We start from the raw sequence: 17296 nt of genomic DNA, 5'->3' as shown, positions 1-17296 counted from the left end.
ATGAGTAATGACGTAATAACGGTTGGCAGTAAAACCACAACTGGCGGCTCTGTTATATCAGGTCACGGCGGTGTAATTATAAATGGACAAAAGGTTGCCCTTGTTGGTGATATTGCAACTTGCCCATGTGGAAGTAAAAGTTGTAGTGGTCAAGGGCCTATTATTGCTCAGTCACCAAGAGCTGCAAATGTGTCAGGTACAAATCTAGCACGAGTAGGTGATTTTGTTGATACTGGGTGTGGTAGCTGTTTTCTTGAAGCAAGTTCTCATCAGGTAAGTTTGAGCACATCAACCGCCACCAATTTAAATATGGGAAGTGGTGTTAACATTGGTAATGGCGTCAATATTAATTAATGGTAGTAATATCAATATTGGTAATGTTGTAACCTTTGGTTCTCATTTAAGTACAACAGCAGGAATTAACAAATATTTCTTCTGACTCGTTGTGATTGAATCAATAAGAGCTCTGTTTACGGTTATGTATTCAGAGCTTCATTTTCTTTTTCTAAGTTTTTAATTAAGTATTAAAACAGTCGGCGCTTTAATCCTGTTCTTTCTAATATTCTGGTTGAGATCTCTTCGACGGACATACTGGATGTATTGATATAAGGGATCGCTTCTCTTCGAAATAAACTCTCAACACTGAACAATTCAGACTCACACTGACTTTCACTTGCATAATCACTATTGGCGAGCCTGTTGTTGCGGATTTCTGTTAATCTTTCTGGATCTATGGTTAAGCCAAAAAGCTTATGGCGGTGAATTTCAAATTCAGGCAGTAAACGGAGTTTAGCAAGATCTTCGGCAATAAATGGGTAGTTCACCACTCTTAAACCAAATTGCATTGCCATGTAAAGGCTGGTGGGTGTTTTCCCACTGCGTGACACGCCAAGTAATATCAAATCAGCTTCTTCTAAACCACGAAGAGATATACCGTCATCGTGGGAAAGGGTGTATTCGATGGCCGCTATTCGATCAAAATAACCGTCTTGATCCTTACCAACACTGTGTGAGCGTTGCAGTTGTGGCTTTGGCTCTAGCTGTAGATCATCAGCAACGAAATTGACCATGGTTTGTAATACATCGTAGAACAGAGCATTGGCTGACAATAGCTGTTGTTTGATTTCTGGCACGACCATAGAGAAGAAAATTAAAGGCTTTTCTCCCGTCGCTAAAAAAGATCGATCAATCTCCTTAAGCACCTCAGTGACTTTGTGCGCATTTTCAATAAAAGGGAAGGTTTTCTCATTGACTTTAACTGGGAATTGAGCGAGGACTGCGTGACCAACGGTCTGACAAGTAATCGCTGTTCCATCAGAAATGTAGAATACGTCACGAGTTTTAATTTTGGTATGCATAATAAGTTTAAATTATAAAATAAATTTAGATAAGATGCAGTTAAGGTATAGAAAAGAGTTCAAACGTTTTGCTACCAAGTCCACAACCTGACTTAAAAGTGAAAATTTTTTACTTTCTTAAGCAAACGTTTGCATTTTCTTTACATGGTAGTTGATTATTGTTGGAGAAACACATGCAAAAGCACACCCTTTGGTTCAATACATTATCGATGAACGATGTGAACCAAGTTGGCGGTAAGAATGCCTCGCTCGGTGAAATGGTATCAAACCTTTCAAATGCGGGAGTGTCTGTTCCTAACGGCTTCGCGACTACCTCTTTCGCATTTCATGAGTTTTTAGAGTATGAAGGGCTAAATGATCGTATTTACGATTTGCTAGATACTCTTGATGTTAATGACGTAGATGCGCTACGTGAAACAGGGGCAATAATCCGAAATTGGATTTTAGATGCGCCGTTTCCAAGTAAACTCGAAGAGAGCATCCGTCATGATTACCTTGAATTGATTGAGGGTAATCAAGCACTTTCTGTAGCGGTTCGTTCATCTGCGACCGCAGAAGATTTACCAGATGCTTCCTTTGCGGGGCAACAAGAAACATTTCTTAATGTTAAAGGCGTTGATGCAGTTTTAGAAGCAACGAAGCATGTGTATGCGTCATTGTTTAATGACCGCGCTATTTCTTACCGTGTTCACCAAGGTTTTGATCATAAGGGTATTGCACTGTCTGCGGGTATTCAGCGCATGGTACGCTCTGATAAAGCAGCATCAGGGGTAATGTTTACGCTTGATACTGAATCTGGCTTTGACCAAGTGGTATTTATAACCTCATCTTGGGGGTTAGGTGAAATGGTGGTTCAGGGAGCTGTTAACCCTGATGAGTTTTATGTCCATAAACCAATGCTTGAAGCTGGCAATGCACCGATTGTAAGAAAAAACTTTGGTTCTAAATTGATCAAGATGATCTATTCAGATAACCAGGAGATTGGTAAGCAAGTCGATATTGTTGATACATCATCTGAAGAGCAACAGAATTTTTCAATCAATGATGAAGAAATTAAAGAGCTTGCTAAACAAGCGATGATCATTGAAAATCACTATCAACGTCCGATGGATATTGAATGGGCTAAAGATGGTATTGATGGCAAGCTATATATTGTTCAAGCACGTCCTGAAACGGTCTGTTCGCAAGAGTCTCAAAATGTAATTGAACGTTATGAGTTGAACAATAAAGCGGATGTTTTATTAGAAGGCCGCGCTATTGGTCAACGTATTGGCAGCGGTAAAGTACGCTTGGTTGATTCGCTTGATCAAATGTCACTGGTACAGGAAGGGGACGTACTCGTGACTGATATGACAGATCCTGATTGGGAACCTGTGATGAAGCGTGCTTCAGCGATTATTACTAACCGTGGCGGTCGTACTTGTCATGCTGCGATTATTGCCCGTGAATTGGGTATCCCTGCGATTGTTGGTTGTGGTAATGCAACTGAAGTATTAAAAGATGGCACAACGATTACTGCTTCGTGCGCGGAAGGTGAAACAGGTTATGTTTACCAAGGTGAATTGAACTATGAAGTTCGACGCTCTGCGGTAGATGAATTACCAATATTACCAACCAAAGTGATGATGAACGTAGGTAATCCAGAACGTGCGTTTGATTTTGCGCAGTTACCCAATGAAGGCGTAGGTTTAGCGCGCTTAGAATTTATCATCAATAAAATGATTGGTATTCACCCGAAAGCATTATTGAACTTTGATACGCAAAGTGATGAGTTAAAAGCGCAAATTCAAGAGAAAATTAAGGGCTATAACGATCCGATTGATTTTTATGTTAGTAAGTTAACTGAAGGCATTTCTACCATTGCTGCGGCGTTCTGGCCTAAGCGCGTGATTGTTCGTATGTCTGATTTCAAATCGAATGAGTACAGTAACTTAATTGGTGGTAAAGAATTTGAACCCCATGAAGAAAACCCAATGTTAGGTTTCCGTGGTGCTTCTCGTTATATATCACCGGTATTTGAAGATTGCTTTGAACTTGAAACACAAGCGATGAAGCGTGTTCGTAATGAAATGGGTTTAAAGAACGTTGAAATTATGATCCCGTTTGTACGTACGCCTAGTGAAGCTGCATCGGTTATTGAGTTACTGGCTAAAAATGATTTACGTCGTGGCGACCAAGGTTTGAAAGTGATCATGATGTGTGAACTGCCATCAAATGCCGCCGTACTGGCGGATGATTTCTTAAAATACTTTGATGGTTTCTCGATTGGCTCTAACGATATGACGCAGCTAACGCTTGGTTTGGATCGTGATTCAGGTGATGTTGCACATCTCTTTGATGAGCGTAACCCTGCGGTTAAAGCAATGCTGAAAATGGCGATTGATGCGGCAACGAAAGCGGGTAAGTACGTTGGTATTTGTGGTCAAGGACCATCAGACCATGATGATTTAGCGAAATGGCTAATGGAGCAAGGTATTAGTTCAGTATCGTTAAACCCTGATACTGTGATCGATACTTGGTTAAAGTTAGGTGATGTAAATAAAAATCATTAACTGACAGGTTAGGTTTAGTTAGTAAAGGTAAAATTAAGCTCTGATTATTGATCAGAGCTTTTTTTATAGCGGATTGAAAATTAAATACTGTACACCTAAGTTAGGAGGACATATGGTTGTTGTTGAGAGATTTTCATTTGTACATGAAGCGAATATAGCGAAAGCCAATCTAGAAAGTGCAGGTATTCACTGCTACCTTGCCGACGAATTTACGGTCAATACGCAATGGCTCTATTCTAATGCAATGGGGGGAGTGCGTTTAATGGTAGAAGAAAAAGATATAGAGTCAGCGAGAGTGCTGCTTGAAAGTGATTTTTCTGATGCGCTAGAAGAACAAATACCATCTGATGATAGCGAACATGACCATTGTACTTATTGCGGTAGTAATGATGTAGTTACTTATACGAAAGGTAAGCGCCCAGCATTTTTAATGTTTATTGTGGTTGGTTTTCCTTTGTTTACATATCAACATGGTTATAAATGTAACCAGTGCGGTAAATTCAGTAAGAAGTTGTAAAACTATTTATTATTATTGTCAATGCTATTACTTATCAGTAAGCTGTTAATTCTGTTTTAAAAGAATCTTTATTTGATAGTTTAGTTGAATCATTCTAACTCTGTCGTTTTTCACTCCTATTCACGTATCTAACCTTGCTATTTTAAATATAATCACGTTTTTGAAGGTTAGTTGATTATCCTATTAAATAGCTCGATATATCTGTTTGAAGAGGTTTTTCTTTTATTATCATTTAGCGACAAGGTTTCTAATAAAATCAGCATGAGTAATAATAACTATCACTCATGCTGATTTTTATTAATTTAACGATTTAAGTGCTAACGGTAATGCTTGTTTTAGTTCATCCAGCCACTGATAACGATTTTTATAAAGCTTGCGCTTATTACGATTGAGGGTGGTTAAGTCTTTTCGTATCGGTAATAAGGGTAATTTATAGATTACGTTACTTTGTTTAACTCCATGATATTCTTGCCATATCTGGTCATAGTCACAGCTAACAGCATTACGTTTTGAACCGATATAACGGAGTGCTTGATAAATGTGACCTTTATTACTGACAGCGGTAATGTTTTTTAATTGATAAACATTAGCAAAAATTAAGACCAATTCCACCATTAATGCCTTAGGGCGTAAACCATATAGCCCCTTTGTTAGCTCTTTTATGAGTTCTTGACGGTTCTCAATATCACTGTCTGGGCCTTGTAAAGCGCCAATATGTAAATGGCTTTGCTCTTGATCAACGGTAAAACTAATACAATATAATTGCGTGTCGTTACTATCGGTGAGCGTAAGGCCCAGTGATCCTTCTCTTGAGTAACCTGCATCAAGATATATATTGTAAACGATGTCATTTTTATCTGTTATTTGAGATAACTTAAGGCCTTCATGCTGGTATATATTAAAAAGGTTTGAAAAAAAGTTTTTCAGCATAAATTGCAGATGTTTTTTCAATATCTGCATTCTTTGTTTTTTATCCCATGAAACACAGCCATATGGCTTAAGTGGTTTTTCAATAAATGACGGATATACCGTTATTAATTCTTGGAGTAATGGGTCATCGAAGTAGTCCATTAGTTCATCAGTAACTTTGGGTGATAAAACACACCAGCAATAGAGACGAAATTTTTTTCTTACTTTATCTATTCCTTTGATGTTTGGATAAAGCATGTTGGATAAAAATAAACCACGCTTAAGTACCGTGTTTGATGCGATGGTTTGTTGAGACATTTTTGATAAACCTTATATATATTTATATTTTTAGTATGGGTATTTTCTGGTAATAAGAGTTGAAAGTTAAAAACTTAATTAAACAGTGTTTCGTTTAATGAAGGCTGAACAGAAGATTAATACTTATAACTAAATGGTTTTATCGTTAATTATCATTAACAGTGATGAAAAGGTGTTAATATGAGGCGTTATAATCTGGGTTTATATGAAGGGGTATGACTTAATTGTTTCTATATATTACAAGAGTAAGAGTGTTGAAATTTTAATTTAGTCTTTTATCTTATGAATATGAAATCAATAAAGTGACGTTTTTAGTCGTTATATTTTTATCTGAAATATAATAAGTTATCTCATGCTAATACGAGGATGTGGCTTTAAATTAAGGATTTTTAAATGTATAAAGTATCAAAGATATTTATTAAAATGTTGTATCCCAAATAGCTTACTTAGGTAAGTATTGAAAATACCCTGTAAACGGAATAATAAAGATAAAAGATGGCGTATGAGCACTTTCATTAACCCTGATGACAAACGGATACCCCATCTTACTGTCACAGAGCAAGGGAAGAGTTTTATCGCCGTCACTTAACTCAACCATCACAACTTTTGAAAAATGTATGGCAAAACAGCTGGGGGGATTGTGGGTTAGATGGCGAACTATTACAGCAATAGCTTGTAAGCCTTTTAGCTGCTATGCAGAAGCAAAATCAGTGCAAGTCTTTCGGATTATGTAAAACTTGCATGCATAATCAAATACTGGGTGATAGCACACATTGGTGTGGTTTAACCCAAGTTGCTTTAACTGACAGTGATATACAGAAAATTTGTATTGAGCAGATTGATTCGATACAAATTGAATAAAAAAGCCAGCGAATATGCTGGCTTTGATGTTTTATAACGATTGAAACGTCTTAATTCTTCAACGTTTTCTCATTTAAAAGGTCGATGAAGAAGGCATATTCCAATGCATCTTCATGAAGTGCTTTAAAGCGACCTGATGCACCGCCGTGACCTGCTTCCATATCGGTTTTAAACAGTAAACGATTGTTGTCTGTTTTCATCTCACGTAATTTTGCTACCCATTTCATCGGCTCAAAATATTGCACCTGTGAATCATGTAGCCCTGTTGTCACAAGCATATTTGGGTAGTCGTGATGACCAACATTATCGTATGGTGAGTAACTTAACATGTACTCGTAATACTCTTTTTGATTAGGGTTACCCCATTCGTCATATTCGTTTGTCGTTAATGGAATAGACTCATCCAGCATGGTTGTTACCACATCAACAAATGGCACTTGTGCTGCAATACCGCAATACAATTCAGGCGCTTGGTTAGCAATAGCACCCATTAACAAACCGCCTGCAGAGCCACCAACAGCAAAGATTTTATCTTTCGCACCGTAACCTTGATCGACTAGTGTTTTCGTTACATCAATAAAATCATTGAAGGTGTTTTGCTTGGTGAGTTTTTTACCGTCTTCATACCAAGGACGACCTAACATTTCAGAGCCACGAATATGAGCAATCACGTAAACAAAACCACGATCAAGCAAGCTTAAACGTGATGATGAAAAGCTTGGATCAATGGTTGAACCATAAGAACCGTAGCCATATTGATAAAGCGGATTGGTGCCATCTTTTTTAAATAGATCTTTACGGTAAACCAAAGAAACAGGTACCTGTTTACCGTCACGAGCGTTGATCATCAAGCGCTCAGATTTGTAACTATCAGCGTCAAAATCACCTAATACTTCAGCCTGTTTTAAAAGGTCAAACTCACTGTTATCAAGGTTGATATCAAAGTGAGACGCTGGCGTTGTCATACTGGAATAGTAAAGACGTAGCTTGTTGGTATTTAACTCTTTATTACCATAGAAGAAAGCGGTGAATGCTTCATCATTAAAGTGTAATTCACGTTCTTCATTGCTATCTAATTGACGAACTGTCACATGGGTTAAGCCATTTGAACGTTGCTGGTATACAAGGTAGTTATCAAATAACTCGTAATCTTCCAGCATCACACCTTCAGCTGGCGCTATTACATCTTGCCATTTTGACTTATCGCCAATTTGATCGGTCGCAACCTTCATTAAGCGGAAGTTAACTGCCTTATAATTGGTCAATACGTAAAATTGCTGTCCAAGTTTCGAAATACTGTACTCTAAGCCTTCTTCACGCGCTAAGAATGGCTTAGCTGTGGCATATGGATCATTAGCATCAATAATAGAAACGGCACTAGTTTCTGTGCTTGAATGCCAAATATACACCAAATCGTTATCTTTACTTTTACCTATGGAGGTATAAAACGTTTGATCTTTTTCTTCAAAAATCAATACGTCTTCTGTTTGGTTTGTACCTAATTGGTGACGAAATACTTGAAAACCCAGTAAGGTTTGCGGATCTTTTTTGATGTAGTAAAACGCTTTGTTATCGTTCTGCCATGCAACAGAGCCACTGGTGCCTATGATTTCATCAGTAAGGTATTCACCCGTTGTAAGGTTCTTCACTTTAATAGTGTAAATACGACGGCTAACGGTATCTTCACCATAAGCCAGTAAATTTTCATCTTGGCTAATGCTTAGGCTTGAAACGTTATAGTACTCGTGGTTTTTAGCCAGTTCGTTAATATCAAGTAATATGGTTTTATTCGTTCCTGCGAAATCATCTGCTCGAACTGAAATTGGATATTCATTATCACCCGTTACTTCGCTGGAATAGAAGTAATTGCCTTGTTTTACGGGGACTGAATTATCATCTTTTACAATACGGCCTTTAATTTCTTCAAATAACTGCTGTTGTAATGCTTCCGTATGTGCCATTACAGCATCGGTATAGGCGTTTTCTGCGTTTAAGTGTGCAATGATCTCAGGATCACTGCGTTTATCATCACGCATCCAATAGTAATTATCAGTCCGTGTATCATTATGGATGGTCATTTCATGTGGTACTTTCTTTGCGACTGGCGCTTTAAATGAAGACGCATGAACCACGTTTGTTGTTTTTGTATTCACAATAATGTCCTTCCAAGTATTTTCTTTTCATTGAGCATAAAAGAAAATTTAAAATAGGATACAACGATTGCCTTAAGGTGTTGTATTTTTGTTATTTTTTAAGACAGATTTAGGCATGAATAAAAGCGATATGAATGCATTTATGGCTTTATTGTGCTCTGCTTATATTCTATATCTTGGGGTAATTCTCTATTTTTCAATCCTTAGAACTTAAATCGTAGAATTAAGGTAAAAAGTAATATCAAATATGTTGTGTTTTATTTATATGAAACAGTAATATGTGTAATTCTTTCATATATACGTGAGAGTTTTAACTCATTGTTTTTAATATGTTTTATTTATTAAGTGGAGTGTTTTTTGCTCATGCAGTCTTTTGGGCTTTAAAAAACGAAATAACGTGGTTTAACTCACTAAATGAGTTTTGCTCAAGACTAATGTAATAAATATAAGTAATTGATTATATGAACTTTTATGAAGAGTGCATGGATTATAGCCTTAGGAGTTGTTGCTGGGACTATCGTGATCGGCGGCATAGTGAAGGTGGATTAGTCTGTGACAACTACTGTAGGTCATACGAGTAATAAATCTGATGGGCTGTGACTCTGTCACCCGATGACAGAGTCACATGTTTAGCTTGTTCAGAAGATACGTTTGAGGATGGGTGTCTTGCAAATAAGGTAGCCAATCGCAAAAGAGCCTATCACCGAAGGAATAGCAATAACGACAAAATTAATTAAGGGAGTCTGGGTCATGAAAGACTGATAAAAATCTGCGGTATATTTCATTGGGAGATTCTGTACAACGTAAGCAGCAAAAGCGGTACGGGTCAGCATTGAACTCCATTTTCCCTTTGTATTGAATAGCTTTTTGAAGCAATAGAGTAGAAACATCGACATCCCTATCACGGTAAATCCTCGGGTAACCATATCTGCATCAAAACCATAGCCGGAAGCTATCGGTTCGATGAATGCTTTAGCTATAAGCCACATTAGGATCCCATAAAAGGCGTGTTTCAATTCCAGCTTATCCAGCCACTGGTATTTATAAGCCAGAATACCAAAGTAAAACATACTGATATACATCGGGAAATATTTAAGGAGATGAAAGCCTAAGAAATCACTACCTAGCGTATCCATCAGGTATAAGCCAAAGAAATTGAATGGAATCACGATTACGGCAAACAGCAAGATCTTCCAAAGCGCCGGAAAAGGTTTATCAGCTTCAACCTTCTGATTCCCTGTACTAACAACTTGGAACAATGCAAATACCGCGCTAAATACAATCAAGGTCCAACAGAACCACGTGACGCCTAATACAATATTTGCGGTAAGGAAAAGGCCTTTAATGTTTGATGTGGCAAAGTCAAGTGACATCATTGGAAAGATCACAAGCAAGGTCATTAAAGTAGGGATCCCGAGGCGTTTTAGTTTATCCAACATAAACTTTCCAGCCCCTTTGTGCTCAAAGGAGGGTATCACGAAGTAGGCTGATATAAAGAAAAACAGCGACATAAAAAATGACTGGTTGATGCCCAGAAATGTGCCTAAAATCCCATATTGATATTGCATTGATTCTTGGACAGGGGGCAAATTGTAACCAATAGGCTCCAGACTAGCCGTCATTGCACTGTGATGCAAAATTACAATTATCGTCAACACCCACTTGATATTATCCAGGTAGTCGTAGCGCTTAGCTTCTATTGAATTATTCATTCGTTTCCTGTTTTTTTAACTTTTTTAAAACCCCAAAAAGACAGCATGATAAGAATAAAAAAACGCTGGTTTATACGAGCGTTTTTCTAATTTAAATCAGTTGTTTATTGTTTTTATCGAATAACATGCTAATGAGGATTCTCGTAGATAAGATTAATGGGTCGGCTTACATTGAGTGTATTTGCCCTGATCCTGTTATAGATACCGATTTAAGCGCAGGTGATCCTGTAAGATAGAGATCACCACTACCTGAAATATTGACTGAAGCCTGATCTTTTACATCGGCATAAACACTTCCAGAGCCTGAAATATCAATATCAGCATGACTAGCTTGGACGCCTGATTTGTATGTTCCTGAGTTCTCAAGTTTAATCGTTTGCAAATTTACCTTACCTTCTGAAATATTAATGGAACCACTATTGGCAAGTGATGAATCAAGGTTATTTGCATTCAGTTTGCTGATATCAATTGACCCACTATTTTTAAGGCTAAGATGGAAATTATTTGTATTTAAATTTCCAACTGAAATACTACCGCTATTAGCAAGTCTAATGTTGCTTGAATCACTGACATTAATTTGTTCAGCCGAAATGCTACCGCTATTTTCGACATTTAAATCAAAATCTTTTGCCTTGATGTTAGAAGAAATAACAACTTTTCCTGAGTTCTTTGTACTAATCTCTGTGATGTCTTTCATAACAACATAGTATTTCACCGAGTTAGGCTGATAGTTATTACTATGTTTTAGGTTTAAATTGAGCGTGTTCCGAGTTTTAGATACGTCAAGTTCAGGTACGAGTGCCTTATCGATCTCTATTCTTAGAGAGTCCTTATTCCCTTGCTTGATGAAAAGATCCCCCGCTGAAGTTAAAGCGATCTTGGAAATCCCTTGAATATCCTCATGCATTGTTACGGTTTCAGCCATAGCTTTTGAAAAAGAGAGGGTACCAACAGCCAGGAGCACTGTTACGAAAAGTGAACTTTTTTTCATCGGATGTCCTTTTAATCGTATAATTACTGCATACAACGTAGCTGTGTACGTTAAACAAAAAATATAGTGTTATTTTGTTAAAAATTGCCAAGGGAGTGTAAAATAATGTAACTAAATGATACATACAATATTGTTTAGTTAACAAATAATGGGGCGTGATGTTAGGGCGAAACACTGATTCAGCAATTTAATACGTTGCTGCCGAGATGTGCCTAAATGCCTATATACACATCAAAATGGTAATAAAGAAAAAGGCGCTCAGTGAGCGCCTTTGGGTTGTGGTATCTGAGATTAACTAATCACGACTAAGCAATTAGGTAACTCATTTTTATTTTCAGTTAATGGATAAGCATTAGCCAGTAACTTGCTTGATTGCTCTAAGCACTGTAGAAAGCCTTCATAGGTTTTTCCTGCGCGAACATTGGTTGTGAAATCAGCAACAATAGAGCTCCATGCATCATCACTGATTTGTTCACTAATACCGAAATCCGTTAAGATTTCAACGTAATGTTCGGCTTCACAAACAAAAATCATCACGCCTAAATGCTGCTTGGTACGATGAATACCATTGGCGAGAAATTGCTCTCTTGCCACAAGGCTAGCACGACGATGTTTCACTGCTTTTGGCACCAGACGATATTTAATCGCAGGGATCCTAAATAACAAGGTAAACGCGATAAAGCCGACTAACTGGCATAATAGGACGTCGTTTAACTCTAACCAAAAAGGTAAGAAATTGAGTAGGGCAGGAATAAATAACGCAATAATTGCTGCCCATAATGTCGGTACAAAATAATAGTCGTCGGCTTTAGTCGCAACAACAGTCATTAATTCAGCATCGGTTGTTTTTTCAATTTCCCCAATTGCTTGGCTGATTGTTTCTAGTTGTTCATTAGTAAATAATTTCATATTTACCATCCTCCTGATGCGCCACCGCCGCCAAATCCACCGCCGCCGCCACTAAAACCACCGCCACTACTGCCTCCGCCAAAGCCGCCACCATTACCGCCCGAGCGAGGGAAATTCCCCGAACCAAAGCCACCACTGGTGAATACATCACCATTACGACGATAGTATTGTGAATGATTACTTCTACGTCGGCTAAAGGCGATAATTTGAATCACGATGACAAAGAGTATGAATAGGTAAAGATCATAAGACGGCTTTTCTTCTTGAGCTACAGGCTTATATTCACCTTTAATTGCACTAAGGATCGCTAAGACACCATTCTCAATCCCTTTGGCAAATTGTCCTGATTTAAACTCCGGTTTTATTTCGTGGTTGATGATACTAATAGCTGTCGCATCTGGTAGTGCGCCTTCTAAGCCATAACCGACTTCTATCCGAATTTTCTTGTCGTTATAGGCAACAATTAAAAGCACACCGTTGTCATGCTCTTTATTGCCAATACCCCATTTGCGTCCGAGTTGATACCCGTAATCTGCAATAGGGATCCCATCTGTTGATGGAATGGTAACAACAACGACTTGGTTTGAAGATCGTTTCTCTTCATCCGCAAGCAGTTGATCTAGTTGTTTTGTTTGCGAAGCATTAAGGATATGCGCATCATCCACCACACGTCCCGTCAGTTTTGGAAAGGTGGGTTGTGCAAAGCAAACTTGGCTAACTAGCAACAAGAGTCCGGTAAAATACAGGACTTTTTTTATCATTAGAATGCTACCTTAGGTGCAACATCAGCATTGGGTGTCGTTGCTGAGAAGTTTGGTTTAACGGTTAAATCGCTATACATGATCCAATGCCAGATACGACCTGGGAAAGTACGAATTTCTGTATTAAAGGCTTTAACGCTATTAATGTAATCACGACGAGCAACGGCAATACGGTTTTCTGTGCCTTCAAGTTGCGCTTGAAGTGCGATAAATTGCTCGTTGGCTTTTAAATCAGGATAACGCTCAGACACAACCATTAAACGAGATAGCGCACTGCTTAATTCTCCTTGGGCCGCTTCAAACTTTTTAAACGCTTCAGGGTTATTTAATGTTTCAGGGGTTACCTGCATTGACGAGACTTTTGCTCGCGCTTCTGTAACGGCTGTTAATGTCTCTTTCTCATGGCTCGCATAGCCTTTCACCGTTGCTACAAGGTTCGGGATCAAATCAGCACGGCGTTGGTAATTATTTTCAACTTGTGCCCAGTCTGCATTTACTTGTTCATCGAGCGTGGGAATTGTATTGATACCGCAACCGGTCAGTTGGAGCAGTAAAGCTAATCTAAATACCCATTTCAGTATTTTTGGAAAATTAAACATTCGTATCCCTTCTATTATGTATGGTCATGATTACATTTACGTTGTTTATTGATAATTGAACAATGCAAAATAATGGAGTTTATACATGTTAAGTATAAATAAAATTAAATAATTATCATAAATATGTCATTGTTATTTTTAGTATAAAAAATCAATAAGACGTAATAATTATTGAGAAAATAAAGGAGAAGGTTAGGTGTTATACACATCTAAATGTGTAATACCTATCTTGCTTGTTAACCGCTGAAGCGTTGGATGTTGTATGTAGAGAAAGCGTATTTCTTTTGTTGTCGCGATTTTTTGCGAATTGAAGTTAAATTTGCGAATTGAAGTTAAAGGGGAGAGATACAACAACATCCGTCATGCTGAAAAGATGTCTTTCTACATTATGAATTAGCTATCACACATGAATGATCTATCCATCCAACTCAAAATTGCCCCAAAGTTACTTAGAACAGATACTCATTCATATCATGATAACGTGATTTTGGATTAGTTTCATTTTCTGTATATATAAACAGTTTAATGACCCGTGGTGATTTTATCGTATGAGTTCTGTTTTTAATAAGAAATATTTCTTGTTAAAAACGGAAGTGAAGCCATAAACAATTGAAAATTAATAAATTTCATATTGTATTAAATACATTTCTTACTTTTCACATCCTCTCACAAAGCGCTTAGTGTAAAAAAGCACTATCAACGTCATGATATATATAAGAGTATATCGAGTATGATAAAGGTATTTTATGAGTATGTTTTTGCGCGAAAGTAAGAATGCTTATTAATATACTGTTATGTGGTTGCATAAAAACGGAGAAAATCAATTGGTAGAATTTAAAACAATCGGCTTGTTCTTTGTTACGGCGATTGCGGAAATACTTGGCTGTTACTTACCCTATCTCTGGTTAAAAGAGGACAAGTCGGTTTGGCTTTTAGTTCCGGCTGCATTCTTCTTAGCGTTATTCGCATGGCTGCTATCTCTTCACCCAACAGCAGCGGGTAGAGTTTATGCGGCGTATGGTGGAGTCTATATTTTTGTAGCCATCTTATGGCTTTGGGTAGTAGATGGTATTCGTCCTAGTTTATGGGATGTACTAGGCGTGTCAGTAGCACTGTTGGGTATGGCAATCATAATGTTCGCGCCCAGAACCACATAACAGATAAGGATATGTGTCGCACAGCGACACCTATTCGAAGTGTAGGGCAAGCCCAAGCTACCTTATATAAGGAAATATAATAAAGGGTAATGTCTAAAAGAAGTCGAGCGTTACCCTTATTTTTCTTAATATTAAACAATCCAAATTGAACTGGCTGTCTAACAAGGTTTTGTTCACAAATGAGTTAGCTATTTAACTAACTTAATTATGTCACCGAGCGACTCTGTCGCATCTTAACTACCCAACAAAAATGTAGCTATAAAACCCATTGTTATGAATCGCAAAGGTATCTCAAGCACCCAATCAGGGAAAGTAATTGGGTTGCTTGATATTAGGCGTTTAAGACCTTCTGATTGTTTGAATGCCAATCAAAATAGGAGTTGTTACAACCATAGTTTCTTGCTGAGCCTTTTACAATTTTGATCGCATTTGCTGAAGACTCTGAAAACGTAAATGGCTTGGTTGATTCACTATACCAATCTTTATCACCTTGCTGAAAAGTAAGGCGATAGTTCACAATTTGTAATGCATCGTTAATTTGATAAAAGCCCTTATCTTCAGTGGTTACTGAGGTCTGCATTTTTCTTGCTTTATCGTTATAAACAAAATCTGTGGTATGAATATCGTAATGGTTACCTGTTCGTATAATGTTGAGTTTTCCATTTATTGCGATTGCCGCTGTATTGATATCAATAGGGCAGTGAAAGTTTTTTCTTGTTGGTGTTTTATTAATACACTTTTTTGCTTGCTCTAGAATGGTTTGGTTTATATCAAGTTCTAACTTTGATTGCAGTGATTTTTCTTGCTTAGAAAAATGCGCAATATTAGCCGTCGGTTGCTCGGCTTTATTGTAATAAAAGCAGCAAATCATAATCAGTGCTACTGCGCCTATAAGTCCATATTTCTTCATAACTATGTAATTGGCTGTTGTTTTATTGCAGACAATAAACGAGGTGTCTAGGGCTGTAAATAGACTTGAGCAAGGGTAAAGCTACTATCACAAAGAAATGACAAACATGAATTGAATATGAAGACGAAGATATTCATTGTTAAATTAACACGGAGATTAATATCCTCATACTGATAAAGAAAAGCAATATACAGCAATCGATAATAGAATTAAATGCTAATTAAAGACGTTGTTGTGAGTATTTTGTAGTATTTAATGTTTCATTATTGGTGGTTGTTTTTAGTTATTTTCTTTGAATGGGGTTTAAATGATTTACAAATTAAGCACGTCTTTTAAATATTTACCTTTTACAAGCTACGCTTAAATACGAGGGTTATATTTATTTAAGTGTGGGGTGAATATGGGGCTGTGGTTATATCTACAACGGATCACCGTTAAATATTTCTCTCAATTAACTGGGCGAAATATTGCAGTTCTTACGGGTCTATATATCTTAATAAGCTGGTTGCTACTGTTTCTTGTGGGTGAAAAACAATTAAGTAGTTCTTTCTCCACTTTCTTTTATTACTTAGTCGTAACTGCTTCTACTGTGGGCTATGGCGATCATTCCCCTGAAACCGCATTAGGTAAATGGATGGCTGCGCTATTTATTATTCCGGGTGGTTTAGGGTTATTTGCCATTGTTGTTGGTCGGGTAGCAACCTTGTTTGTGAGTGTTTGGCGACGTGGCATGTTAGGAAAAAGGAGTCTTCAAATGGATCAGCATATTTTACTGTTAGGTTGGAATGAAAATCGAACGCTTAGCATGTTACGAATGTTATTACATGAAGAAGCAGGGCGTCGGACTATTGTGTTATGTACGCGTTCTGAAATCGAAAATCCTATGCCTGATAAAATTGAATTTGTCCGTGTTACTAGCTATACCAGTGCAGAAGAAATGGCACGCACCAGCATAGATAAAGCCAGTTGTATTATTGTTGATGCGCTACATGACGATGTAACCTTAACTGCAGCCTTATTTGCGGCAGGTCGTAATCCAAGTGCACATTTACTGGCTTATTTTGATGATGAGGGACTGAGTGATTTATTAAAGCTTCATTGTCCTAATGCGGAATGTATTCCTTCGGTTGCGATTGAAATGCTTGCGAAATCAGCCGTCGATCCGGGGTCGAGTTTGCTTCATCAAGAGCTATTAAGCACGGATAAGGGTATGACTCAATATGCGATTGATTATCCTACGACACAACAATCAACGACTTTCGCGCTATTGTTTGAGCATTTTAAATATCAGCACGATGCTATCCTTATTGCTTATGAAGATGGTAAGGGTATTCAAGTCAATCCACCATTAAACCAGTCTATTACTCCTGCTACTCGTCTATTTTATATTGCGGATGAACGTGTTGATGATATGACGTGGCCAGAGCCTGCATCTTGATGACTCATCATTGTGCAATGAAGCATTATTTTGGTGCTATGGGGATTGCGATAGAATTAAAAAGTAAAAGAGAAATATCTAACCATATGTTATTTAATGATAATATTTTATTCCTTCATGTTGGCATACTCACTGCATTAATTTAATTGCA

At 37.6% G+C, this 17296-nt stretch carries 14 protein-coding genes; 5 read left to right on the top strand and 9 right to left on the bottom strand.

What is annotated here, in order from left to right:
• Positions 1 to 354: a PAAR domain-containing protein gene (locus SKA34_RS03270; protein ID WP_006644085.1), complete on the top strand. Its 354-nt coding sequence runs from the start codon at positions 1 to 3 to the stop codon at positions 352 to 354.
• 170 nt (positions 355 to 524) lie between these two features.
• On the opposite strand, the gene SKA34_RS03265 is transcribed toward SKA34_RS03270, so the two are convergent.
• On the bottom strand, positions 525 to 1358 hold the full coding sequence (locus tag SKA34_RS03265; RefSeq protein WP_006644084.1) for a pyruvate, water dikinase regulatory protein: 834 nt from the start codon (positions 1356 to 1358) through the stop codon (positions 525 to 527).
• A gap of 173 nt (positions 1359 to 1531) precedes the next feature.
• Between SKA34_RS03265 and ppsA the strand changes: the two genes are divergently transcribed.
• Entirely contained in the window at positions 1532 to 3910 is a 2379-nt protein-coding gene (ppsA, locus tag SKA34_RS03260; RefSeq protein WP_006644083.1) for a phosphoenolpyruvate synthase, read from the top strand.
• Between the two features lie 112 nt (positions 3911 to 4022).
• Positions 4023 to 4427, top strand: coding sequence for a DUF2007 domain-containing protein (locus tag SKA34_RS03255; protein ID WP_006644082.1), 405 nt, complete (start codon positions 4023 to 4025; stop codon positions 4425 to 4427).
• 297 nt (positions 4428 to 4724) lie between these two features.
• On the opposite strand, the gene SKA34_RS03250 is transcribed toward SKA34_RS03255, so the two are convergent.
• The 7 genes from SKA34_RS03250 to SKA34_RS03215 form a co-directional block, all read right to left on the bottom strand.
• Entirely contained in the window at positions 4725 to 5654 is a 930-nt protein-coding gene (locus SKA34_RS03250; RefSeq protein ID WP_006644081.1) for a VirK/YbjX family protein, read from the bottom strand.
• Between the two features lie 911 nt (positions 5655 to 6565).
• Complete coding sequence (locus SKA34_RS03240; protein WP_006644079.1) at positions 6566 to 8668, bottom strand: S9 family peptidase; 2103 nt, start codon at positions 8666 to 8668, stop codon at positions 6566 to 6568.
• Between the two features lie 638 nt (positions 8669 to 9306).
• Positions 9307 to 10380 carry an acyltransferase gene (locus tag SKA34_RS03235; RefSeq protein ID WP_006644078.1) on the bottom strand — a complete coding sequence of 358 codons (1074 nt, stop codon included), beginning with the start codon at positions 10378 to 10380 and terminating at the stop codon, positions 9307 to 9309.
• 166 nt (positions 10381 to 10546) lie between these two features.
• Complete coding sequence (locus tag SKA34_RS03230) at positions 10547 to 11371, bottom strand: GIN domain-containing protein (RefSeq protein WP_006644077.1); 825 nt, start codon at positions 11369 to 11371, stop codon at positions 10547 to 10549.
• 291 nt (positions 11372 to 11662) lie between these two features.
• Positions 11663 to 12280 carry a TPM domain-containing protein gene (locus SKA34_RS03225; protein ID WP_006644076.1) on the bottom strand — a complete coding sequence of 206 codons (618 nt, stop codon included), beginning with the start codon at positions 12278 to 12280 and terminating at the stop codon, positions 11663 to 11665.
• A gap of 2 nt (positions 12281 to 12282) precedes the next feature.
• Positions 12283 to 13041 (bottom strand): YgcG family protein, encoded by a 759-nt coding sequence (locus tag SKA34_RS03220; RefSeq protein WP_006644075.1) that lies wholly within the window; start codon positions 13039 to 13041, stop codon positions 12283 to 12285.
• Entirely contained in the window at positions 13041 to 13640 is a 600-nt protein-coding gene (locus SKA34_RS03215) for a LemA family protein (RefSeq protein ID WP_006644074.1), read from the bottom strand. Before SKA34_RS03215 ends, SKA34_RS03220 begins: the two co-directional genes overlap by 1 nt.
• A gap of 824 nt (positions 13641 to 14464) precedes the next feature.
• Between SKA34_RS03215 and SKA34_RS03210 the strand changes: the two genes are divergently transcribed.
• The gene (locus SKA34_RS03210) at positions 14465 to 14797 is read left to right on the top strand and encodes a YnfA family protein (protein ID WP_039859952.1); all 333 of its coding nucleotides are present in this window, start codon (positions 14465 to 14467) and stop codon (positions 14795 to 14797) included.
• 331 nt (positions 14798 to 15128) lie between these two features.
• Here the strand turns inward: SKA34_RS03210 and SKA34_RS03205 are convergent, their stop codons facing one another.
• On the bottom strand, positions 15129 to 15707 hold the full coding sequence (locus tag SKA34_RS03205; protein ID WP_157044442.1) for a hypothetical protein: 579 nt from the start codon (positions 15705 to 15707) through the stop codon (positions 15129 to 15131).
• 400 nt (positions 15708 to 16107) lie between these two features.
• Here SKA34_RS03205 and SKA34_RS03200 point away from each other — a divergent pair, with 400 nt between their 5' ends.
• Positions 16108 to 17145: a potassium channel family protein gene (locus SKA34_RS03200; RefSeq protein ID WP_006644071.1), complete on the top strand. Its 1038-nt coding sequence runs from the start codon at positions 16108 to 16110 to the stop codon at positions 17143 to 17145.
• Positions 17146 to 17296: the final 151 nt, after the last annotated feature.

It is taken from the genome of Photobacterium sp. SKA34 (assembly GCF_000153325.1).
GTDB lineage: Bacteria > Pseudomonadota > Gammaproteobacteria > Enterobacterales > Vibrionaceae > Photobacterium.
The sequence above is the reverse complement of the archived record's forward strand: the minus strand, read 5'-3'. Positions and strand labels throughout refer to the sequence as shown.